Raw genomic sequence first — 21,262 nt, 5'->3', positions numbered from 1 at the left:
CGGGGCCTGGTTACAGTCTCTTCCCGGTGCCGCCGGCCTCCTATCGACCCAATCCCTCGCGGCGGCGAACGAGGGATTGAAGCACCGCCGCCAAGACGATGATCGCAGCGGTCGCGAGCAACTGCGTGGCGGGGGTGATGTTGTTGAGCTGAAGGATGTTGGCCAAAGCGCCGAGCATGATGGTGCCGGCGACGGTGCCGACCATGGAGCCGGCGCCGCCGAACAGGCTGGTGCCGCCGATGACGACGGCGGCGATGGCCGTGAGCTCATAGCCCATGCCGTCATTGGCGCTGCCGAAGTTGAACTGGCCGGCATGCACGATGCCGGCAATTGCCGAGGCAAAGCCGGTGATGGCGTAGACCGAGATCTTCACCATCGACACCGGCACGCCGGAAATGCGCGCGGCGCGCTCGTTGCCGCCGACGGCATAGACGTAGCGGCCGAAACGCGTGGTGTTCAGCACGATGGTGGCAATTGCGGCAAAGATGATGAAGACGATGGTCGCGACAGGCACGGTGTTGTCGAACAGCCGCTCGCCCAGCACTGCGAATACCGGCGGCGCCAGGCCCGGTCCGTCGCCATAGGAAATGTTGATGTACTGGTTGCCGGACACGATCAGCGCGAGACCCCGTGCCGCCTGCAGGCCGGCCAGCGTGACGATGAACGGCTCCAGGCGGAAACGGGTGGAGATCGTGCCCTGGACGACGCCGAAGACGATGCCCATGGCGAGCACGGCGAGGATGGTCGGGATCAGGCCGAAGCCGCCCGAGATCATCATCGAGGCGGTGACGACGCTGGAAAGGCCGAGCACCGCGCCGACCGAAAGGTCGATGCCGGCGGTGATGATGACGAAGGTCATGCCGATGGCGATGATGCCGGTCTCCGACACGGCGCGCACGATGTTGGCGATGTTGTCGGGGTTGAGGAACAGGATCTCGCCGTGGCGCCTGGGCGAGAAGATGACGCCGCCGATCGCCACCAGCACCAGGCCAATCAGGCTCTGGAAGCGGACGATGATCGCCAACGGGTCGACGCGATGCTTTTGTGGTGCAGCCGGCGCCAGGCTTGTCGCCACCGAAATCTTCTGGTCCGACATCAGGCCTCCCTGCCGTTTGCCGCGGCAAGCACGGTATGCTCGTCGACGCCGCCATTGAATTCCGCCACGCTACGCCCCTGGCGCAGCACCACGATCCGGTCGCAGAGGCCTATCAGCTCCGGCATCTCGCTGGAGGCGACCAATATGCCCAGCCCCTGCGCCGCCAACGCCCGCAGCCTTGCGTAAATCTCGCCCTTGGCGCCGACATCGACACCACGCGTCGGCTCGTCGAGCAGGAGCAGCCGCGGATTGCCGAGGATTTCCTTGGCCAGCACCACCTTCTGCTGGTTGCCGCCGGAGAGCGCGCCGACCGCGATGTCCGGGTTCTTGGGGCGTATGTCGAACTGGCTGAAGGATTGTCTCACGGCCTCCGCCTGTCGGCGCGGCGACATCAGGCCCGCCGGCGAGATGCGGCGGATTACCGACATCACCAGATTGAGGCCGACCGCCATCCTCAGCATCAGGCCGCTGCCGCGCCGGTCATCGGTGACGAAGGCGATGCCCGCCTTGCGCGCCGCGCGGATGGATTCGAGTTTTACCGGCCGGCCGTCAACCGCGACCTCGCCCTGCCAGCGGCCGGCAAGGCCAGTGCCGTATAGCGCGGAGAGCAGCTCGGTGCGCCCTGCCCCCATGATGCCGGCGAGGCCGACGATCTCGCCCTCTTTCACGTCGAGCGAGACGCCGGTCGGCGGCTGCCAGCCGGCGCTTTCGCGGGCGAGCCTGAAGCTGGCGTCCTTGAGGCTCAGCAGCGTTTTGCCGGCGCTCTTCGCGCGCCCAGGATAAAGCTCGTCCAGCGGCCGCCCGACCAGTAGCCGCACCAGCTCGGCCTGCGGCGCGTGGGGCTCGGTGACGCCGGCGACACGTCCGTCGCGCATCACCGTGACGCGGTCGGCGATCTCGGGCACCTCTTCCAGCCGGTGCGAGATGTAGACGATGCCGACGCCGGTGGCGGCGAGCTTGCGCATGATGTCGAACAGGCGCTCGACTTCACCGACGGTGAGCGCGGCGGTCGGCTCGTCCATGATCAGCACGCGCGAGGCATAAGACAGCGCCTTGACGATCGCCACCACCTGGCGCTGTCCGATGGAAAGGTCTGCTACAAGGCGCGCGGGGTCAATGGCGAGCTCGATCGCCTCCAGCCGCTTCCTTGCCTCGCGGCGCATCGCCGGCACGTCGAGCAGGCCGCCCGGCCGCATCAGCTCGCGGCCGAGGAAGAGGTTCGCGGCGACGTCGAGCGATGGCACGAGGTCGAGTTCCTGGAAGATGGTGGCGATGCCGGCGGCCTGTGCCTCGCGCGGGTTGTTGAAGGTGACGGGCTTGCCGTCGATCCGGATCTCGCCCTCGTCCGGCGTGTGGACGCCCGACAGAAGGTTCATCAGCGTCGACTTGCCGGCGCCGTTCTCGCCGAGCAGCGCATGGATCTCGCCGGCCTTCAAATCGAAGTCGACGCCGCACAGCGCCTGCACGCCACCGAAGTGTTTCACGGCACCGGTAACGGAAAGGAGTGCCGCGCTCATGCTGGCCTCACTTCAGCCGGTCTCGCGCAGGATTCCCGCGCCTGCAGCGTCGCCCGCAGGCGCACGGCGCGGGGGGCGGCGTCGCTGGAGGCGATGCGCGCGCTCAACAGCGCTGCAGCCTGTCGGCCGATCTCGGTGCAGGGCTGCTCGACGAGCGTCAGGCGCGGCTCGAAGCAGTCCGCCCATTCGAAATCGTCGAAGCCGACCAGCGAGAGATCGCGGGGGATCAAAAGCCCCTTCTCACGGATGGCGCGGACAGCTCCAATGGTGGTCATGTTGTTGCCGGTGACCAGAGCGGTGGGCGGCACTGGGAGCGACAGAATCGCATGCGTCGATGCGGTCGCGCTCGCCGTGTCGACATTCTCCGGCGAGACATAGCGCGGCAGGCACTCAAGTCCATTGGCGGAGAGTGAGCCGCGAAACGCCTCGATGCGTTCGCGCGTGGTGGCAAGGCCCGGCTGGCCGGCGATGTAGCCGATGCGCTCGTGGCCGAAGGACGCGACATGGTCGATGAGTGCATGCATCGCCGTCTCGTTCTCGACGCCGATCTGGTCGAAGCGATCGTCGGCGAAGCGGTCGATCAAAACGCAAGGCAGCTTCTTGTCGGCGAGATAGTCGATCGCGCGCTGCGGCGCGCCGGACGGCGCCAGGATGACGCCATCGACGCGGCGCTGGTGGAAAGCGCGCACCACCTGCAACTCGCGGTCGGGGTCTTCCTGCGTGTCCGATAGGAACACCATCAGGCCGAGGCGAGCGCATTCGGCTTCGACCGCGCAGATGATGTCGGTGAAATAGGGGTTGGAAATCGCCGAGATGGCGAGGCCGACGCTGTTGGTGGACGCGACCTTCAGTGAGCGCGCCAGCTCATTGGGCTGGTAACCCATGGCGGCGATGGCGTCATTGATCAGCTGCGCCTTCTCGGGCGAGACGAAGCGCGTGCGGTTGACGACATGCGAGACAGTCGAAATCGAGACGCCGGCGCGGCGCGCGACCTCAGCCATTGTCGGCATGACGGCTCGTGCGGAGTGCTGACAAGCGCTCCTCCCTCAGATTGCGTTTCCCGTCCGCTCTGTGGCGGATTTCCTGAAACCATAGAGTTATCGAAACGTTTGCGCAATCGCTTCGATGACCCTTTTCTTTCAAATTTGCGCCCTGCGCAATTTCGATCAAACTGGTGGTGCAGGGACGCGACACAATTGTCCGGCCAATGCGAGAAGGAGGCACATGAACCCGACCGAGAAAGCGCTGTGGTTTGTCGAAAGCCATCTGCCGGATGCGATTTCGCTCGACGATGTCGCGCAAAGCAGCGGCGTGTCGCGCTTTCATGTGACGCGCGCCTTCGGCGCCGCCACCGGACGGTCGGTCATGGGCTATATGCGGGCCCGCCGCTTGAGCGAAGCGGCGCGCCAGCTGGCCGGCGGCGCGCCCGACATTCTCCAGGTCGCGCTAGATGCCTGCTACGGTTCGCATGAGGCGTTCACGCGGGCTTTTCGCGACGCGTTCGGCACAACGCCGGAACTGGTGCGCGCGCAGGGCTCGACCCGAAACCTCGACCTCGTGGAGCCTATACTGATGGACAGTTCACTTCTCACCACGCTCGAGCCGCCGCGCTTCGAGACCAGCCGCCCCTTCCTCATTGCCGGGCTCGGCGAGCGCTACAGCTGCGAAACCAGCGCCGGCATCCCGATGCAGTGGCAGCGCTTCGCGCCCTATATCGGCAACATTCCCGGCGCGGTGCCCGGCGTCTTCTACGGCGTCTGCACCAATGGCGACGACGCCGGCAATTTCGACTATGTCGCCGGCGTCGAGGTGCAGGATTTTTCCGACCTGCCCAAGGATTTCCATCGGGTGCGGATGCCGGCGCGGAAATACGCGGTGTTCTCGCATCGCCAGCACATCTCGACCATCCGCCGCACCATCAACACGATCTGGAACAGCTGGCTGCCGGCCTCGGGCCACGAGATCGCCGACGCCCCCGAATTCGAGCGCTATGGACCCGAATTCGACGCGCGCACCGGCAATGGCGGGCTGGAGATCTGGCTGCCGGTGAAGGGCTGACCCAAGCGGGCGGCGGATGGGCCTGCGGCCCACCGCCGCCCGGCCGTTATTCGACTATCAGCGCCACCTCGTAGAGGCCGGGATTGGCTTGGCCCAGCGCCTTGTTGCGATCGAAGTAACCGTTCGCCAGCAAATGCTCGAACACGCGACGCATGGCGGCTTGATCCTGCGCCTGCGCATAGTTGACCACGCGGCTGCCATCCAGGCTGCGATGCAAGCTGGCCGACATCCAACCGGGCACCGTCCGGCAACTGATTGCCGCCTCTTGCAACAGGTCGATCAGCGGTTGCTGGCCACCGTCGGGCACCGTGAAGACATTGATCTGCGTGACGACGCCGGTCTTGGCTCGAATGATGGGCATTTCGTTTCTCCTTCGTTGGGGCCTGGCAAACGAAGGAGCGCCGATCAGCGAAACCCCGAACGCCAAGCCGGGCGCAAATCGCGCCTCAAGCTTGCCGTGGGTTTCCGCATTGGGCGGGAACGGAGCTTCCATCAGGCGGAAGGGAACGGGCTTACCGGGTGCCGCTCCAGGTCCTTTTCGACCATTTCGTCATAGCATTGCTGGCCGCCTCCGGCAAATGCCGCGGAGCGCCCTCACGGACTAGAGTTCCAGGTTCCAGGTCTGGCCGACCAAGTCCTTGCCGAAGGAATGATGGCGCTCTTCATCGACCAGCTTGAAGCCCGCTTCCTGGTAGATGCGGCGGGCCGAGCCCAATATGTCGTTGGTCCAGAGCGTCAGCGTCCGATAACCCTTGGCGCGGGCGAAGGCGATGCATTCGTCGACCAGCCGCCGGCCGATGCCGAGCCCCCGCGCCGCGGGCTCGACGTAGAGCAGCCTCAGCTTCGCCACCTTGGGCGACTTGCGCACGACGAAAACCGAGCCGACCACCTCGCCCTCGCGCTCGGCGATCCAGCCGCGCTCCCACTGCGGGACGAAATTCTTGACGAACTCGCCTAGGATTTCGGCGACCAGCGCCTCGTAGGTTTCGTCCCAGCCATATTCGTCAGCGTAGAGCATGCCCTGGCGGCGCGTGACCCAGCCGATGTCGCCGACCTGCAGCGGCCGCAGGATGTAGGGCACCTTGGGTTCGGGCCTGTCACCGAGCAGGTCCTGCACGGTGCGCATGGCCTTGACCAGCCGCTCCTGGTCGACGGGCGCCAGGCGGTCGAGCAGCGCGCGCACCTGGTCGTGCGAATCCTGGTTGAGCGGCGCGAAAGCCTGCCTGCCCGCCGGCGTCAGCGCGATCGAGGCGCGGCGCGCGTCGGCTTCGGTGGCTTCGCGCTCGACCAGGCCGCGCTCCTCGAATTTCTTCAAGAGCCGGCTGACATAGCCGGGGTCGAGGCCGAGATCGCGCACCAGGTCGCTGGCGACCAGCCCGTCGCGATGCGCAAGCTCGTAAAGCACCCGCGCCTCGGTCAGCGAGAATGGGCTCTTCAGGAGGCCCTCGTCGAGCAGGCCGATCTGGCGGGTGTAGAAGCGGTTGAAGGCGCGCACCGTCTCGATGCGTTCCTTGCCGGGGTGGTCGTGGATGGTCATGGGGAATCCTCCTGTCCTGGACAGGATCAATCATTTAGTTGACTGAGTCAATAAATTGATTGTCGCGGCCTTCGTGCGCCCTCACCCCATCGGCAGCACCGGCCAGAACTCCACTATCCGCCCACCGGCAAACACCGCGATTGCGCCGAAATGCTGCAGCACGGCCTCGCTCTGCGTCGGCCGCAGGAAGGCGTAGTCGCCGGGCTTCACATCTGCTCCCGCCGGCAGGCCCATGAATTGCTGATTGGACGACAGGCCGATCAAGCCGTTCGGCTTCATGCCTTCGGGAAACACCGGTTCGGTCATCCATTTGCCGCCGTAGAGATAGCAGCCCTTGCGCGGGAAGAGGCCAAGCGCCTGCAGCGCCCTGGAAACCGCCGGCGGGCCGGGCAGCATCGGATGGAGCGCCTTGAGGATCGGCGTGGCGATGAAGGCCGCCGGCTGGAAGCCGTCGAGGCCGGGCATGTCGAAGTCGCTCGGCAGCACGAAGGCCGAGCCGATCGACACTTCGTTGGCGACGCCGCCGCCATGCAGCAGCGCCGTCTTCGAGCCGCCTATGTTGAGGATACGGCGCTGGTCCGGGTCGAGGGCAGCGACGAACTCCGCGGCTTTGGCCGAGGCCTGCTTCAGTGCTTTTCCCGCACCACCGAACAGTCCCGGTATCTCCGGCGCATGCGCCTCATAGGCCATGATGCCTTCGCAGCGCATGCGCCCCGGTATTGTCAGCGCCTTGATCTCGGCGGGATCACGAAAGCCGCCGCGATGCAGGCCGACATCGACCTCGAAGGCGAAGCGCAGTTCGGTGTCGAGCGCGGCGGCCAAGGCGCCGTAATCGGCCAGCCGCTCAGGCGTATCGATCAGCCAGCAGACTCGCGACCACCAGCCGGCGCTGCCTTGGGTCAGTGCTGCCTTGGCGGCACCCACCGGCATCGGCTTGCCGTAGAGCAGGTCGCCGTCGGGAAAAGCGTCGAGCACGGCCTGCGTGACCGGCGGGTGGAAGGTCATGAAGCGGTTGGTGCCAAGCGCCCTGGCGATGTGCGAAATCAGCGGCATGCAAGGCAGTGACTTGTCGACCAGCCGCACGGCGAGGCCCGGCGCCAGCCTCTTTTTCACCTGCGCGATGTTGCCGTCCAGCCGGTCGCGGTCGAGCACGAGGCAGGGCCGGAAAATCTCGGCGGCCCTCAGTGCCTCGGACAGGGCGGCGAAATAGGCTCTCATTGCGGGATGCCGAACAGGCCGGCCATATAGGGCGAGACGAAACGATTGTCCGGATCGATGTCGCGGCGCACCGCCATCGCCTCATCCCAGCGCGGATAGAGCTTTTTGAAATCCGCCGCCTTGAGGCTGTGCATCTTGCCCCAATGCGGCCGGCCGCCATATTTGCGCAGGATCGGCTCGGCGGCGCGCATGAAGGGCAGCGGGTCATTCGCCGCATCGTGGTGGATTGCTATCGAGCAGGTCAGCCGCTTGTGGAAGGGCGAAAGCCAGAATTCGTCGGGCGCCACCGAGCGCACCTCCATCGGGAAATACACTTCCGGAAAGTGCTTTTCCGTCAGCGCGATGATCTCGGCCAACGCCTTCGGACCCTCCTCGTAAGGCAGGTGGTACTCCATCTCGTTGAATTTGGTGCGACGGTCGCTGGCGTAGACGTTGAGCCAGTCCTGCACGTAGTCCTCGGACGGCACCTTCTTCACCGCGCCCTTGATCAGCGCGCGGCGCAGTGACGGCAGCCAGCGCAGTACGGTGCGCAGCTTGCGCAAGGTCGCCAGCCCCTCCTCGTCGTCCTCGGTCGGCCGCGGCGTGGGTGCCGCGTCGCTGAAATCGCTGGCGATGAACTGGGCGTAGCCCGAAAACGGGATGTAGTAGAACTCGGCCGAGCGATGCGCGGCCATCATCGTCTCGAAATCGCGCAGCATGTCGTCGATCGGCAGCACCCATTTGCGGCGGCGCAGCCGGTAGGTCGCGATGTTGTTCATCCTCACTTCGGTCAGCACGCCGAAGGCGCCCAGAGCCACGCCGGTGGCGTGGATCATGTCCTGGTCCCCTGCCCGGCTGTATTCCCGTAACTTGCCTTGCCCGTCGACGAACTGAACAGTCTCCAGCTGCGTGTGATAGGCGCCGAGCGTCGGACCGGAGCCGTGCGTCGCCGTGCCCAGCGCACCGCCGATCGCCTGCTTGTCGATGTCGCCCATGTTGGGCAGGCCCTGGCCGATGCCTTGCAGGATGTGCATCAGGGCGCCGAGCCGCGTGCCCGCCCTCACCCGCGCACGGTTGTTCGCGGCATCGTGCGAGACCAGCCCCTCGATCTTCTCCAGCGAGACGATGGTGCCGTTAGACTGCACCAGCGGCGTGAAGGAATGGCCAGCACCCGCGACGCGCAGCGGACCGGGCGCCGAGCGCACAAGCTCCGCCAGTTCGCCGGCATCGGCCGGTGTCGCGATCGATTTCGGCGACGCCGTGACGAAGCCCGACCAGTTGCTCCAGGTGTTTGCCATCTCGATCCTCCCGCTCAGGCCTTGCCCCTGCGGCGCGCGACCAGCACGAAGACGCCGAGCAAAAGCACGCTGGCCAATGCGGTCGCCGCGGCAAACTCGGGCACGGGCCGGAAGTTCGCGCCGTCGATCAACAGTGAGGCGGCGATCGGGCCGATGGCGAGGCCGAAGAGTTGTGCGGCCGGCACAAGGAGGGCTGCGGTGCGCGTCTCGTCGGCGGTGATGGCGAAGCGGATCTGGTAAGGCACGATGAAGAGCAGAATGAAGCCCATCACCAGCGCCACTGCCCAGAACACCGAAAGGCCCGGACCTGAAGCGAGCAGCACCGAGCTGACCGTCGCGACGATGCCGATGATCGTGATGGCGAAACGATAGTCGATGCGCGCCTCGAAGACGGTCGCGGTCAGGGCGCCGATCACCTGCGCGGCAAGGCTTGCCGAAACCATCAGGCCGACTGTGCGGCCGTCGATGCCGAACTGCGCGCCGATGGGCTCGAGAAAGGCCCAGACGGCACCGAAGAACATGAAATAGCAGAAGATCGACAGCAACGCGGTGATCGCCGGTACGGTCGCCACATTGGCGAACTGCTCTTCCTTCGGCAGGTCGGCATAATCGTCCGCCACCGTCCAGGCGACGGCCAGCGAAAGCAGGCAGACGACGCCGAGCGCGATGAAGCCGCCGGCCGAGCCGGCCGCAGGCACCGCATAGAGCGCGAGGATCAGCGCCAGCGCGCATTGCGCCAAGGTCTGCAGCGTGACGAAATAACCGCCGATGCGCTCGGCCCGGCGCGAGCGCGCGATCAGCTCCGTCGCCACGGCGACCAGCCCGCCTTCCGCAAGGCCGGCCAGTATGCGCGCGCCGATCAGCGCGTTGGGGCTACTGGCATAAGCGGTCCAGAAATTGGCGAGCGCCAAGAGCACGAGCAGCACCGCGCTCTTCCAGCGCATGTTCCTGGCGGGGAGCAGCATCGCCACGATCGCCGAGCCGATGGCGATCGCAATCATCTCGGCGGTGGCGACCAGCGCCAGCTCGTCGCCGGTGACATGGCCTTCGGTGTAGAGCGCGCCGAGCAGCACCGGCTGCAGCCCGAGGATGAGCAGGCCGACCGACCCGATCCACAGCGCCGAGGCCAGTTGCAGGCCGCTCGGGTTGCCGACCAGCCAATCGCCATTTTCCGCTTGCGCGGCTTGCGATGCAGTCACGAGGTGCTCTCCCTTGCAGCTCGATCGAAAAACTGACAGATTGTCAGCATTTAGCGAAACTGATACTTGATCATGTTTCTTGTCAACCGCGAATTCGCACTTTTCCGGGAAAGATGCGGGCCATGACGGATGCAAAACGAACGGCGACGGAACCGCGGCGCAGGCCCAAACAGGAGCGCAGCCGCGAGCGTATCGATGCGATCCTCGCCACGACCATGCGGCTGATCGGCGAAAAGGGCATCGACGCGGTGACGATGAAGGAAGTCGGCGCGCTTGCCGGCGGACCGATCGCCACCGTCTATCATTATTTTCCGTCGAAGTCGGCGATCCTGGCGATGCTCTACGAGCGGTTTTCCGAGGAAAGCCGCGCCCGCTTCGGTGCGATCATCACCGGGATAAGCGGGCCGGGCGACGTGACCGCGGCGGCTGACCGTTTGCTCGACGATTATTACGGCCGCGTCGCGGCGGATCCGGCGATCCAGGACCTGCAGAACGCCATCCAGGCCGACAAGGCGCTGCAGCATCTCGACATTGTCGAGACGAGGCATCAGGCGAAGATACTCTGCGACCATGTCGCGCCGATGCTTCGAGCGGAGCAGCGCGAGGCGTTCGGACGCGTCGTGTTCCTGATCTTCCAGCTTGCCGGCGGCGTCGTGCGGCTGGCGCTGACGCAGGACGAGGAAGAAGGTCGGCGCACGATCGAGGATTATAGGTCGATCATCCACACGCAGTTGCGGCTGTTTTTGTAGGTCGGCGCGCCGCAGTGGTCGTCATACTCGGGCTTGACCCGAGTATCCATGCCGTGACCTTCACCGAAGGGTGCAACGGAGCAGAATTCTCAACCGTTGCAACACTTTAGCGTCATGGCATGGATCCTAGGGTCTGCGCTCCGCTTCGCGTCGCTCCGCCCTAGGATGACGAAGAAGCATCCAGCTTCGGCCCCAGAATCTCCACCAGCCAGTCCACGAACACCCTGACCCTCGGCGACAATTGCCGGCTGGGCGGATAGAGCACCGAGATCGGCGTCGGTGTCGGCGGGTTGCCGGGCAGCACCTCGACCAGCCGGCCAGCCTCGATGTCGGCGGCGAAGCGGCGGCGCGGCGCCTGGTAGAGGCCAAAACCCTGGCGCACCAGCGTGGCGGCGGTGTCGGAATTGGAGACCGTGACACGCGACGGCAGCACGATCTCGCGGATCTTGCCGTCGACGGTGAATTCCAGCGGCATCACCTGGCCAGTGCGCGACGAGACGAAGCCGATCATCAAGTGCCCGGCAAGCTCGTCCAGCGAGCGCGGCAGGCCGTGGCGCTCGACATAGGCGGCGCTGGCAACCGTCGCCTCGCGCGCCATGCCGATGCGGCGCGCGATCATGTCGCTGTCGGGCAGCGTTCCTGCCCGCACCACGCAATCGACGCCCTCGCGGACCAGGTCGACGAAGCGGTCGCCCTCGCCGATATGCACGCTGAGCCCGGGATACCGGGCAAGCAGCGCCGGCAGTTCCGGGATGACCAGGGTGCGGGCCATGTTGCCGTTGATGTCGATGCTCAAGCGCCCGCGCACCTCATGCGCGCCAAAGGTGCCCTCGGCGTCCTCGATGTCGGCGAGGATGCCGATGCAACGATGGTAATAGGCTTCGCCGTCGAGCGTCGTGGTGACGTGGCGCGTGGTGCGGCGAAGCAGTTGCACGCCGAGCCGCTCCTCGAGCTGCTTGATCGCGGCGGTGGCGCTGGAGCGCGGCAGGCCGAGATCGGCGGCGGCAGCGGTGAAGCTGCGCCGTTCCACGACGCGGGTGAAGAGCCGCATGCTGTCAATCCGATCCATGACCGATTGTTCGCACATGCTGAATAGTGTTGGCAATCCATGCCCGATTATATCACCGATTTAGGCGAGTATATACGTCTCCATCCAGACAGAAGGAGATTTCGTCATGACCACCCGTCCCATCGCCCTCATCACCGGCGGCAGCCGCGGCCTCGGCCGCAATACCGCGCTCCACCTCGCCCAAAGGGGTGTCGACGTCATCGTCACCTATCGCTCGCGCGCCGATGAGGCGAAGACCGTAATCGCCGAGATCGAGGCGGCCGGCGGCCGCGCCGCGGCACTCGAGCTCGACACCGGCGCCGTCGCCACCTTTCCGGCCTTCGTCGCGGCGCTGAGGAAGACACTGCGGGAGACCTGGCAGCGCGACCGCTTCGACTATCTCGTCAACAATGCCGGCACCGGTCTCAGCAAGCCGTTCGCCCAAACGACGGAAGAGGATTTCGACACGCTGATGAACACCCATCTCAAGGGCGTCTATTTCCTCACCCAGGCGCTGCTGCCGCTGATCAACGATGGCGGCCGCATCATCAACATATCGAGCGGGCTGGCGCGTTTCGCAGCACCCGGATCGTCGGCCTATGCCATGATGAAGGGCGGCATCGAGGTGTTCACGCGCTACCTCGCCAAGGAACTCGGTGCACGCGGCATCACCGCCAACACCGTAGCGCCCGGCGCGATCGCCACCGACTTCAATGGCGGCCACGTGCGCGACAATGCCGAGATCAACCGCATGGTGGCCGGCGTCACCGCGCTCGGTCGCGTCGGCGTACCGGACGATATCGGCCCGATGATCGCCTCGCTGCTCTCCGACGACAACCGCTGGGTCAACGCCCAGCGCATCGAAGTGTCGGGCGGCATGAACATCTAGGTAACTTTACGGATCAGTCCTTCGAAGCCGTCGGCGAGATTCGAATTGCCGGCGGCGACGAAGCTGGAGAGGCTCCTGGCGCGTCCAGGGGTCTTGTTGGCATCGAGCAACACCGCCCTGCCCTCATGCAAGACGAAATCGAATTTCCCGTAGTCGAAACCGAGCTGGCGCCTTAGCGCGCGCAGCTCGTCCGGCACCGGAACCGCCTCGCGGCGGATCGTGTCGTCGCCCTTGACCAGGCTTTGCGGCGAGACATGACGGGTGCAGCGCTCGCGCTCGCCGCAGAACAGCCAGAAGCGCGCGCCAAAGCCGTCCGACTCCGGCTCGGGAATGAATTTCTCGACGACCAGATCCTGGCGCTCGAAGAGTTCGGCCGGAACGTCGGCGAGCGAGGCATGGATCTCGTATCTTTCGAAAGCTTCGGCGCCGGGAAACGGCTCCGGCTTGCCGGCGCGCCGCGCGCGGAGGTTCAGCTGCTCTTCCGGCGTTCCCCAGTGGTTGAGACTGCTCTTGACGATGACCCGTCCCTTCCAGCCGTCGTCCCTGCCGATCACGGCGCCGCTGATGCGGCGCTTCGAAATGTCGATGGCGCCGAGGTTGAGGCAGAAGGGAAAGCTGCGCGCATAGTCGGAATAGTCGGGCGGCGTCACGGTGGCGTCGAGATGCAGCACCGCGACATCGGCGGCCGGCTTCGCCGCCGTGCCGCGCAGGATCCGGACCGAATGGCCGCGGCGCTTCAGCTCCTCCAGCAGGTCGAACAGCATGTACGGACTGTCACGCCGCCGCAGCAGCCCGCGCCGGCTCTCGAAGCGGTCGAACTCATGTGTAATCACCCCGATGCGTGCCATGCGCCCCACTTGGCTTCCTGAGCGCCCTCGATTATTCGATCGAATGCAACGCGCTAACCAACCCAGGGTTTGCATGACAGAGCACTGGAATGCAATTCGCAAGCACTGGCAGTTGCTCGGCTCGCCGTTGCGGCCGCCGACGGAAGTGGTCGAGGCCTACGATCGTGAGCTCGACCTTGGCCGGGCGCATGTCGTCATGCTCGGCGTGACACCCGAGCTTGCCCGGCTTGGCGCCACGATGGTTGCGGTCGACGAGTCCGCCGACATGATCGCCGGCATCTGGCCGGGCGATACCGACACGCGCAAGGCGGTGCGAGGCGATTGGTTCGAGCTGCCGTTCGGCGAAGCGAGCGTCGAGGCACTGATCGGCGACGGGTGCCTCTCGGTCGTCGGCGGCACTGACGCAAGGCGAGAACTGTTTTCGGCGGTCGCGCGCGTTCTCAACGCCGACGGCCGCGTGGGCATCAGGCTCTATGCTTGCCCCGAAACGCGCGACGACCCGCAGGATGTCCGCGCCCTGGCGATGAGCGGCGGCGTCGCGACCTTCCACGAGCTGAAATGGCGCGTGGCGATGACCGCAACCGGCGGCGCGCCCGACTATGTCATGCCGGTGAGGAAAATCCTCGAACAATTCGAAGCGCTGTTTCCCGACCGTGCCGAACTTTGCGAACGCACCGGGTGGGAGTTGCCGGTCATCGGCACGATCGATGTCTACCGGAACTCGCCGGCCGTCTATAGTTTTGCGCCGGCCGCGGCCATCGTCGAAGAGGCCGAAGAATATTTCGGCGATGTCGGCATCGCCTCGACCGGCACATACGGGCTCGCCGAACGCTGCCCGCTGCTGGTGCTGCGGTCGCCGAAGCGCTTGGCCTAACGAGCGGGATTGCTCGTCGGCGCCTCGCGGCCGCCCGCGCATTTCGGCCTGGGGCTCCGCGCGAGAAAAATTTCGCGCCATTGGCCCCTTGCGCGCGCCTTGACTCTGACGAGTCGCCGGCCTATCTCAGCGCCACGTTAGCACTCGCCCTAGATGAGTGCTAACTCATATCCGGCGGCCTCGCCGGATGGAGGAACAGTTCTCACCGTTCTCATTCGAGGAAGAAAACATGGCAAAGTCCAAGTTCCGCCCGCTTCATGACCGCGTGGTCGTTCGCCGGGTTGAATCCGAATCCAAGACCGCCGGCGGGATCATCATCCCGGATACGGCGAAGGAGAAGCCGCAGGAAGGCGAGATCATCGCCGTCGGCTCCGGCGCCCGCGACGAAAACGGCAAGCTCGTGCCGCTGGACGTCAAGGCCGGCGACCGCATCCTGTTCGGCAAGTGGTCGGGCACTGAAGTCAAGCTCAATGGCGAAGACCTTCTGATCATGAAGGAATCCGACATCATGGGCATCATCGGCTGAATATCGGCCTCTCCATCAACTGAGTTTTCGGGCTCTTCCCGAGTCCCTGTCAGGAGCTAACTATGGCTGCAAAAGACGTAAAATTCTCCCGCGACGCCCGTGAGCGCATGCTGCGCGGTGTCAACATCCTCGCCGACGCGGTGAAGGTCACGCTCGGCCCCAAGGGCCGCAACGTCGTCATCGACAAGTCGTTCGGCGCCCCGCGCATCACCAAGGACGGCGTCACCGTCGCCAAGGAGATCGAGCTCGAGGACAAGTTCGAGAACATGGGCGCCCAGATGGTCCGCGAAGTCGCTTCGAAGACCAACGATATCGCCGGCGACGGCACGACCACCGCGACCGTTCTGGCCCAGGCGATCGTTCAGGAAGGCAACAAGGCCGTTGCCGCCGGCATGAACCCGATGGACCTGAAGCGCGGCATCGACCTCGCCGTCAGTGAAGTCGTCACTGCTCTCGGCAAGGCTGCCAAGAAGATCAAGACCTCCGAGGAAGTCGCCCAGGTCGGCACGATCTCGGCCAATGGCGACGAGTCGGTCGGCAAGATGATCGCGGAAGCGATGCAGAAGGTCGGCAACGAAGGCGTCATCACCGTCGAGGAAGCCAAGACCGCCGAGACCGAGCTGGAAGTCGTCGAAGGCATGCAGTTCGACCGCGGCTATCTCTCGCCCTACTTCGTCACCAACGCCGACAAGATGGTCGCCGATCTGGAAGACGCCTACATTCTGCTGCACGAGAAGAAGCTCTCCAACCTGCAGGCCATGCTGCCGGTCCTGGAAGCCGTCGTTCAGACCTCGAAGCCGCTGCTCATCATCTCGGAAGACGTTGAAGGCGAGGCTCTGGCCACGCTGGTCGTCAACAAGCTGCGCGGTGGCCTGAAGATCGCCGCCGTCAAGGCGCCGGGCTTCGGAGATCGCCGCAAGGCCATGCTGGAAGACATCGCCATCCTCACCGGTGGCCAGGTCATATCGGAGGACCTCGGCATCAAGCTCGAGAATGTCGGCCTCAACATGCTCGGCCGCGCCAAGAAGGTGTCGATCTCCAAGGAGAACACCACCATCGTCGACGGCGCCGGCAAGAAGGCCGAGATCCAGGGTCGCGTCGCCCAGATCAAGCAGCAGATCGAGGAAACCACCTCGGACTACGACAAGGAGAAGCTGCAGGAACGTCTGGCGAAGCTCGCCGGCGGCGTTGCCGTGATCCGCGTCGGCGGTGCGACCGAAGTGGAAGTCAAGGAAAAGAAGGACCGCGTTGACGACGCCCTGAACGCGACCCGCGCGGCCGTGGAAGAAGGCATCGTCGCCGGCGGTGGCGTTGCGCTGTTGCGCGCTTCGGCCAACGTCAAGGCCACCGGCGTCAACTCCGATCAGGCTGCCGGCATCAACATCGTGCGTCGCGCGCTGCAGTCTCCGGCTCGCCAGATCGCTGCCAACGCCGGTGCGGAAGCTTCGATCGTTGCTGGCAAGATCCTCGAGAACAAGGGCGCTACCTTCGGCTTCAACGCTCAGACGGGCGAGTATGGCGACATGATCGCCATGGGCATCGTCGACCCGGTCAAGGTCGTGCGCACCGCTCTCCAGGACGCTGCCTCGGTCGCCGGCCTGCTCGTCACCACCGAAGCCATGATCGCCGAAGCTCCGAAGAAGGAAGCTGCCGGCGGTATGCCGGGCGGCATGCCCGGCGGCGGCATGGGTGGCATGGGCGGCATGGATTTCTAAGAAGTCCAACCCATTCGCGCTTACGGAAAGGGCGGCAGAAATGCCGCCCTTTTTCGTTGTCCCGGCGCGATAGTTTGAGCGTCCGGCGATCCGCCCTTCATCGGCAACGCCGCCATGTCGCCCCACCGGCTGCCTAAACTTTGTGCAATTCTTCAACAAAATCAGCCCCTTCGATCAAGCGCTCGTGACCATTGCCGTATTTGTCGGACAATAATTTTTAAGACATTCGCGCCTACTAATGAACCAGGGCACGCTTGAGTTGCTCGCGCGTGTAAGGTGTCAGGTCCTCATCGATGCAAATTCTCCGCCGGTTTGTCCATAACCGCGACGGCAACGTCCTCATCATGTCCGCGCTGCTTTTGCCGCTGCTGATCGGCATGGCCGCGCTGGTCACCGAATATGGCGGCGCGCTGGTCGAGCGCGCCGGCAACCAGCGCACGGCCGACCTTGCGGCCTATGCCGGCGCGCTCGCCTACAATGCGACGAAATCGACCGACCAGATGTCGGCGGCGGCGGTCAATGTCGCAGCGCTCAACGGTGTCCCGGCCGCCGATGTCCAAGCGGCGCTGGTCACCTCTCCCAAGACTTCCGGCATGAATGCCGTCTCGGTGTCGATCCGCACCCAGAAACAGCTGCTTCTGGCGCGCGTGCTCGACAACCGCCAGCAATTGCCGATCTATGCCAATGCCGTCGCCGAACTCGGCGCGCAGCCGCTGACCCCCGGCTGCATGCTGGCGTTGGACGGCACCCAGACCGGCATCACGCTCTCGGGCGGCACCAAGATCACCGCGCCCAAATGCACGGTGTCGTCGAACAACACAGTGACAGTTCCATGCGGCACGTCCATCTCGGCGGTTGGCGTGAACTACAACTCGGCGGCGGCGCCCAGCCAGCCTTGCAATGGCATCACCGGCCCGAACGGCACGGCGGCGGTGATCACCAAGAAATCGACACCCGATCCGCTGGCCGGCAATGCGGCTGTAGCCGCAGCGGTCGCGCGTTTCTCGACGGTCGCGGCGATGTCGGCGACGACGGCCCCGTCAGCGCCGACCAACAGCACGGGCAACAACATCGACTTCGCCTGGAACCAGGGTTCCACCCAGGGCCAGGCGACCGCGCTCGGCTGCACGGCAAGCTGGACGTCATCGACATCGACCTGGTCGCTGAACTGCGGCTCAAAGACCACGGTCAATTTCGGCACCATCACCATTGGCGGCGGCATCAACCTCAACTTCGCCACCAGCGGCGCGGCCACGACCACCTACAACATCGCCGGCGATCTCACGACCAGCGCGACCACCAATTTCGGCCCGGGCACCTATAATTTCGCCAGCAAGCTGACCACCGCCGGAACCACGACCTTCGGCGCAGGAACCTATAATTTCGGCAAGCAGGTGACGACCGCCGGAACCACCACCTTCGGCGCCGGACCCTTCAATTTCGCCAAGGGCCTGACAACGGGCGGCGGCGCCACCACGACCTTCGGCGCCGGCACGTTCAAGATCGGCATCAGCGACAACACGTGCGGCGGCATCGCGCGGGTCAGCCTCTGCAACACCAGCACGCTCACCTTCGGCGGGCCGAGCACGTTCGAATTGCCCGGCGGCCTCAACAACACCGGCGGCGCCAGCATCACCTTCGGCTCCGGCACCTCGAACAGCTACAAGATCGGCCCCGGCGGCAATGGCGACGCCATCACGCTCGGCGGCGGCTCCACGACCGTCATGGCAGACGCCACCAGCTCGGGCGTGTTCCAGGTCATCGGCAATGTGAACGGCGGCGGCGGCGGGAGTTGCTTCGTCGTGCCGGCCACGGCGCAGCACGACATCGAAGGCAACTTCATCGCCTCGGGGGCCATCCTGCTCGGCGCCGGCGTCTACACGATCGACGGCTATTTCGCGCTGGGCGGAAGCGGCGGCGGCAGCGCCAGCTGCGGCGGCTCGACGATCAGCGTGTATGGCAACAACGTGACGCTGGTGCTGTCGGGCAAGGCCAAGTCGAGCTCCGGAAGCTGCAACGGCTATGTGTTCTGCGTGGCCGCCGGCTACAGCAACATCGTGCTCAACGCGCCGCAGACCGGCGCTACCGCCAAGCTCGCCGTCATCGGGCCGACATCGACTTCGGTCACCGCCGGCGCCACCTTCGCCGAAGGCGGTTCAAACGCGCAGATCTCGGGCGCGTTCTATTTCCCTTACGGCCCGATCATCATGAATGGCGGCTCCAGCGTTCTTGGTTCCTCGACCGATTCCAGCAAGTGCCTGCAGATGATCGGTTCGCTGATCTCGCTGTCGGGCGGCACGGCCGCGGCGTCGGAATGCATTGCCGCCTCCAGTTCAAGCGCCAGCAGCAAAGTGAGTCTCGTCCAGTGACGATCACAAGAGGTTTCAAAACCGTCATGACGCACGCATTTCGGGCGCATGCAATGCGGCGGTCCGCGTTTGGCCGCTTCCTCACCCGCGAGACATCCGGCGCCTCGGCGGTCGAGTTCGCCCTGATCAGTCCGGTGCTGATCCTGATCCTGGCCGGAACAGTCGACATCGGCGCCTCGCTGAAGGCGAAGTTCGATCTGAGCTCGGCGGTGTCGGCAGGTTCCAACTACGCGCTGCTCGGCGCCGACAAGGTCAATTCCACCGGCGGCGGCACGCTTGCCGCCAATATCACGACCGTGGTGGCGGGCGGGCTAGGGAGCGGCGGCGGCAATGTCCAGGTCGTCATCAACAACGGCGCCGCCGTCTCCTACGACACCACCGCCGCAACCGCGACCCAGAGCGGCACAGCTTCCAACGCCGACCTCTGCTACTGTCCGACCGGCTCCGCCGGCAGCGTCACCTGGGGCGCGTCGGCGACCTGCGGCTCGACCTGCCCGGCGGGCGGCATCGCCGGCAAGTTCGTGACGATCAGCGCCAGCCGGCCGTTCTCGCCCCTGTTCGGCGGCTTCGGCGTCGTCAACAGCGGCATCATCACCGTCCAAGCCATGATGCAACCGAAATGAGGCGCTTTGTCTTGAAGCGGCTGGCGGCGTTCATCCGCGACAGGAGCGGCGCCAACGCCGTCGAATTCGCGCTGCTGTCGGTGCCGCTCGTGCTGGTGCTGTTCGGCACGGTGGAGTTCGGCCGCATGTTCTGGGCGCAGCATGTGCTGCAGGATACGGCCACGGCCGGTGCGCGCTGCGTGGGGGTGCTGCAGAGCAATTGCACCCAGAACGGCGTCTACGACGCCGTCAACACCATCAGCTACATCAGCGGCATGGCCGCGAGCGACGGCATCGCGCTGGCAGGAACCAGCATCAGCATCGACAACAACGCGACCTGCTCGGGCCTCACGGGTTTCACCACGGTGCGGATCTCGTACACATTCTCGACCGTGCTGCCGTCCTTCCTGACCGCTTTGGCCAACGGCCCGCTGCTCAGCGCCACCGCCTGCTTCCCCAACCAGGGCGCATAGTCCTCGCAGAACGGAGCGGCGTCAGCCGGCCGCGTCCGCTTGCTGCGCGACCTTGCCCGCCAGCACTGCCGATTCAACCAGCGCGGCGACCGTCTCGGACGGTAGCGTCGGCGCTGCGGCCCAAGCCGGTTGCCAACCTATTGAACACGAGCCAGCATCGCCCGAAAACGCGAGAGCGCGATGGCGAGGAACACTGTGCCCAGAAGGCTGAGGACAGCGATTTGCGGCCACACCACATCGGCGCCGGCGCCTCGGTACAGCACCGATTGAGCAAACTTGACGAAGTGCATGGCAGGTGAGGCCTGAACGGCAAGCTGGAGCGGCTCGGGCATACTCTCGAGCGGCGTGACGCCTCCCGACAGCATGTTGAGGACGAGAAACACCGGCATTGCCAGCAGCGCGAATTGCGGCATCGTGTTGGCGATGGTCGCGAGCAGAATGCCAAGGGATGCAATCGCGAAAAGGTAGACCGCCGTGCCGCCGAGGAAGAGAAAGATGGAACCCTGGATCGGCACATGCAGCAGATGCTCGACGACGATGAGGAGCGACAGCCCGGTTGCGACCAGGATGGCCAGGCCGTTGGCCAGGATCTTCGCGGCCGCGATCTCGCTCGGCCGCACAGGCATGACCAGCAGGTGTTCGATCGTCCCATGCTCGCGCTCCCGGATCACGGCCGCGCCCACAAGCAGCATCGACAGCATCGTGATGTTCTGGAGAACCGCCATGATCGCCTCGAACCGGAGCCCCTCCAGATTTGGATTGAAAAAGGTCCGCGCGACGGCGGTCAGCGGGATTTGATCGTCCACGCCGTGCGTGTGGAGATAGTCTCGCGTCTCCTGTTGCACGATTGACTCCACATACGCGCCCCCGACGCCGGCTTGCGTCATCGCGGTCGCATCGACGTTGAGCTGCACCGACGGATGGCGCCCCAGCAGCACGTCGGCTTCGAAACGCGGTGGAATATCAAGCACGAACGTATACACGCCCCGGTCCATCACGTCGTCGATCCCGGAACGGTCGATCAGAGCCGGCCGCCGAAAATATGGCTGGAGAAACCCATCGCGGATGCGCGTGGACAGCAAGGAGTGGTCGGAGTCGACGATGGCCACCGGCGCGTTCGCGACTTCCGTCTTGATTCCCGTTGCCTGGCTGAAGACGGCAAAAGAAAACGAGTAGACGATGAAGGCGGCCAGCACCGTGTCCGCGGCGAGGCTTGCCAGTTCCTTCAGGCCGAGACGGAAAACGTTGGAAAGCCAGCCGGCCATCT

20 protein-coding genes are annotated in these 21,262 nt (G+C 65.2%); 9 read left to right on the top strand and 11 right to left on the bottom strand.

Annotated features, from left to right (window positions below):
* Positions 1-40 precede the first annotated feature (40 nt).
* From DPM33_RS13255 to DPM33_RS13245, 3 genes are read right to left on the bottom strand one after another with little or no spacing between them, the layout of a single operon-like run.
* Entirely contained in the window at positions 41-1,096 is a 1,056-nt protein-coding gene (locus tag DPM33_RS13255; RefSeq protein ID WP_112097884.1) for an ABC transporter permease, read from the bottom strand.
* Entirely contained in the window at positions 1,096-2,613 is a 1,518-nt protein-coding gene (locus DPM33_RS13250; protein WP_112097883.1) for a sugar ABC transporter ATP-binding protein, read from the bottom strand. The genes DPM33_RS13255 and DPM33_RS13250 overlap by 1 nt, the downstream gene beginning before the upstream one ends.
* A complete protein-coding gene (locus tag DPM33_RS13245; protein WP_112097882.1) occupies positions 2,610-3,623 on the bottom strand; it encodes a LacI family DNA-binding transcriptional regulator in 1,014 nt (337 codons plus the stop codon). Before DPM33_RS13245 ends, DPM33_RS13250 begins: the two co-directional genes overlap by 4 nt.
* A gap of 214 nt (positions 3,624-3,837) precedes the next feature.
* On the opposite strand from DPM33_RS13245, the gene DPM33_RS13240 reads away from it, so the two are divergent.
* Positions 3,838-4,671: an AraC family transcriptional regulator gene (locus tag DPM33_RS13240; protein WP_112097881.1), complete on the top strand. Its 834-nt coding sequence runs from the start codon at positions 3,838-3,840 to the stop codon at positions 4,669-4,671.
* A 46-nt stretch (positions 4,672-4,717) separates the two neighbouring features.
* On the opposite strand, the gene DPM33_RS13235 is transcribed toward DPM33_RS13240, so the two are convergent.
* From DPM33_RS13235 to DPM33_RS13215, 5 genes are all read right to left on the bottom strand, one after another.
* Complete coding sequence (locus DPM33_RS13235; protein ID WP_245442119.1) at positions 4,718-5,164, bottom strand: antibiotic biosynthesis monooxygenase; 447 nt, start codon at positions 5,162-5,164, stop codon at positions 4,718-4,720.
* A gap of 108 nt (positions 5,165-5,272) precedes the next feature.
* A complete protein-coding gene (locus tag DPM33_RS13230) occupies positions 5,273-6,208 on the bottom strand; it encodes a bifunctional helix-turn-helix transcriptional regulator/GNAT family N-acetyltransferase (protein WP_112097879.1) in 936 nt (311 codons plus the stop codon).
* Between the two features lie 81 nt (positions 6,209-6,289).
* Complete coding sequence (locus DPM33_RS13225) at positions 6,290-7,426, bottom strand: alanine racemase (RefSeq protein WP_112097878.1); 1,137 nt, start codon at positions 7,424-7,426, stop codon at positions 6,290-6,292.
* A complete protein-coding gene (locus DPM33_RS13220; protein WP_112097877.1) occupies positions 7,423-8,703 on the bottom strand; it encodes a D-arabinono-1,4-lactone oxidase in 1,281 nt (426 codons plus the stop codon). The genes DPM33_RS13225 and DPM33_RS13220 overlap by 4 nt, the downstream gene beginning before the upstream one ends.
* A gap of 14 nt (positions 8,704-8,717) precedes the next feature.
* The gene (locus tag DPM33_RS13215) at positions 8,718-9,902 is read right to left on the bottom strand and encodes an MFS transporter (protein WP_112097876.1); all 1,185 of its coding nucleotides are present in this window, start codon (positions 9,900-9,902) and stop codon (positions 8,718-8,720) included.
* Positions 9,903-10,024: 122 nt separating this feature from the next.
* Between DPM33_RS13215 and DPM33_RS13210 the strand changes: the two genes are divergently transcribed.
* The gene (locus DPM33_RS13210; RefSeq protein WP_112097875.1) at positions 10,025-10,651 is read left to right on the top strand and encodes a TetR/AcrR family transcriptional regulator; all 627 of its coding nucleotides are present in this window, start codon (positions 10,025-10,027) and stop codon (positions 10,649-10,651) included.
* A 160-nt stretch (positions 10,652-10,811) separates the two neighbouring features.
* On the opposite strand, the gene DPM33_RS13205 is transcribed toward DPM33_RS13210, so the two are convergent.
* Positions 10,812-11,720, bottom strand: a complete 909-nt coding sequence (locus DPM33_RS13205) for a LysR family transcriptional regulator (protein WP_112097874.1) — start codon at positions 11,718-11,720, stop codon at positions 10,812-10,814.
* Between the two features lie 106 nt (positions 11,721-11,826).
* Here DPM33_RS13205 and DPM33_RS13200 point away from each other — a divergent pair, with 106 nt between their 5' ends.
* On the top strand, positions 11,827-12,588 hold the full coding sequence (locus tag DPM33_RS13200; protein ID WP_112097873.1) for an SDR family NAD(P)-dependent oxidoreductase: 762 nt from the start codon (positions 11,827-11,829) through the stop codon (positions 12,586-12,588).
* Here DPM33_RS13200 and DPM33_RS13195 read toward each other — a convergent pair.
* Positions 12,585-13,436, bottom strand: coding sequence for a hypothetical protein (locus DPM33_RS13195; RefSeq protein ID WP_112097872.1), 852 nt, complete (start codon positions 13,434-13,436; stop codon positions 12,585-12,587). The genes DPM33_RS13200 and DPM33_RS13195 overlap by 4 nt on opposite strands.
* 73 nt (positions 13,437-13,509) lie before the next feature.
* Here DPM33_RS13195 and DPM33_RS13190 point away from each other — a divergent pair, with 73 nt between their 5' ends.
* From DPM33_RS13190 to DPM33_RS13165, 6 genes are all read left to right on the top strand, one after another.
* The gene (locus tag DPM33_RS13190; protein ID WP_112097871.1) at positions 13,510-14,310 is read left to right on the top strand and encodes a methyltransferase domain-containing protein; all 801 of its coding nucleotides are present in this window, start codon (positions 13,510-13,512) and stop codon (positions 14,308-14,310) included.
* Positions 14,311-14,539: 229 nt separating this feature from the next.
* Positions 14,540-14,836: a co-chaperone GroES gene (groES, locus tag DPM33_RS13185; protein ID WP_073987612.1), complete on the top strand. Its 297-nt coding sequence runs from the start codon at positions 14,540-14,542 to the stop codon at positions 14,834-14,836.
* A gap of 62 nt (positions 14,837-14,898) precedes the next feature.
* Positions 14,899-16,551, top strand: coding sequence for a chaperonin GroEL (groL, locus tag DPM33_RS13180; RefSeq protein ID WP_112097870.1), 1,653 nt, complete (start codon positions 14,899-14,901; stop codon positions 16,549-16,551).
* Positions 16,552-16,844: 293 nt separating this feature from the next.
* Entirely contained in the window at positions 16,845-18,920 is a 2,076-nt protein-coding gene (locus DPM33_RS13175) for a TadE/TadG family type IV pilus assembly protein (RefSeq protein ID WP_112097869.1), read from the top strand.
* Positions 18,921-18,973: 53 nt separating this feature from the next.
* Positions 18,974-19,543: a TadE/TadG family type IV pilus assembly protein gene (locus DPM33_RS13170; protein WP_167449051.1), complete on the top strand. Its 570-nt coding sequence runs from the start codon at positions 18,974-18,976 to the stop codon at positions 19,541-19,543.
* The gene (locus tag DPM33_RS13165; RefSeq protein WP_112097867.1) at positions 19,540-19,995 is read left to right on the top strand and encodes a TadE/TadG family type IV pilus assembly protein; all 456 of its coding nucleotides are present in this window, start codon (positions 19,540-19,542) and stop codon (positions 19,993-19,995) included. Before DPM33_RS13170 ends, DPM33_RS13165 begins: the two co-directional genes overlap by 4 nt.
* 137 nt (positions 19,996-20,132) lie before the next feature.
* Here DPM33_RS13165 and DPM33_RS13160 read toward each other — a convergent pair whose 3' ends face one another.
* Positions 20,133-21,260, bottom strand: coding sequence for an ABC transporter permease (locus DPM33_RS13160; protein ID WP_112097866.1), 1,128 nt, complete (start codon positions 21,258-21,260; stop codon positions 20,133-20,135).
* Positions 21,261-21,262: the final 2 nt, after the last annotated feature.

This window comes from Mesorhizobium hawassense (genome assembly GCF_003289945.1).
GTDB lineage: Bacteria > Pseudomonadota > Alphaproteobacteria > Rhizobiales > Rhizobiaceae > Mesorhizobium > Mesorhizobium hawassense.
This window is presented reverse-complemented; position numbering and strand designations above follow the sequence as displayed.

Excerpts from the sequence above, each read along its gene's own strand:
- DPM33_RS13225 (WP_112097878.1), bottom strand. The coding sequence starts at position 7,426 with ATGAGAGCCTATTTCGCCGCCCTGTCCGAGGCACTGAGGGCCGCCGAG.
- groES (WP_073987612.1), top strand. The coding sequence starts at position 14,540 with ATGGCAAAGTCCAAGTTCCGCCCGCTTCATGACCGCGTGGTCGTTCGC.
- DPM33_RS13160 (WP_112097866.1), bottom strand. The coding sequence starts at position 21,260 with ATGGCCGGCTGGCTTTCCAACGTTTTCCGTCTCGGCCTGAAGGAACTG.
- DPM33_RS13235 (WP_245442119.1), bottom strand. The coding sequence starts at position 5,164 with ATGGAAGCTCCGTTCCCGCCCAATGCGGAAACCCACGGCAAGCTTGAG.
- groL (WP_112097870.1), top strand. The coding sequence starts at position 14,899 with ATGGCTGCAAAAGACGTAAAATTCTCCCGCGACGCCCGTGAGCGCATG.
- DPM33_RS13190 (WP_112097871.1), top strand. The coding sequence starts at position 13,510 with ATGACAGAGCACTGGAATGCAATTCGCAAGCACTGGCAGTTGCTCGGC.
- DPM33_RS13250 (WP_112097883.1), bottom strand. The coding sequence starts at position 2,613 with ATGAGCGCGGCACTCCTTTCCGTTACCGGTGCCGTGAAACACTTCGGT.
- DPM33_RS13175 (WP_112097869.1), top strand. The coding sequence starts at position 16,845 with ATGCAAATTCTCCGCCGGTTTGTCCATAACCGCGACGGCAACGTCCTC.
- DPM33_RS13165 (WP_112097867.1), top strand. The coding sequence starts at position 19,540 with ATGAGGCGCTTTGTCTTGAAGCGGCTGGCGGCGTTCATCCGCGACAGG.
- DPM33_RS13255 (WP_112097884.1), bottom strand. The coding sequence starts at position 1,096 with ATGTCGGACCAGAAGATTTCGGTGGCGACAAGCCTGGCGCCGGCTGCA.
- DPM33_RS13220 (WP_112097877.1), bottom strand. The coding sequence starts at position 8,703 with ATGGCAAACACCTGGAGCAACTGGTCGGGCTTCGTCACGGCGTCGCCG.
- DPM33_RS13230 (WP_112097879.1), bottom strand. The coding sequence starts at position 6,208 with ATGACCATCCACGACCACCCCGGCAAGGAACGCATCGAGACGGTGCGC.
- DPM33_RS13240 (WP_112097881.1), top strand. The coding sequence starts at position 3,838 with ATGAACCCGACCGAGAAAGCGCTGTGGTTTGTCGAAAGCCATCTGCCG.
- DPM33_RS13205 (WP_112097874.1), bottom strand. The coding sequence starts at position 11,720 with ATGGATCGGATTGACAGCATGCGGCTCTTCACCCGCGTCGTGGAACGG.
- DPM33_RS13245 (WP_112097882.1), bottom strand. The coding sequence starts at position 3,623 with ATGCCGACAATGGCTGAGGTCGCGCGCCGCGCCGGCGTCTCGATTTCG.
- DPM33_RS13210 (WP_112097875.1), top strand. The coding sequence starts at position 10,025 with ATGACGGATGCAAAACGAACGGCGACGGAACCGCGGCGCAGGCCCAAA.
- DPM33_RS13170 (WP_167449051.1), top strand. The coding sequence starts at position 18,974 with ATGCGGCGGTCCGCGTTTGGCCGCTTCCTCACCCGCGAGACATCCGGC.
- DPM33_RS13195 (WP_112097872.1), bottom strand. The coding sequence starts at position 13,436 with ATGGCACGCATCGGGGTGATTACACATGAGTTCGACCGCTTCGAGAGC.
- DPM33_RS13200 (WP_112097873.1), top strand. The coding sequence starts at position 11,827 with ATGACCACCCGTCCCATCGCCCTCATCACCGGCGGCAGCCGCGGCCTC.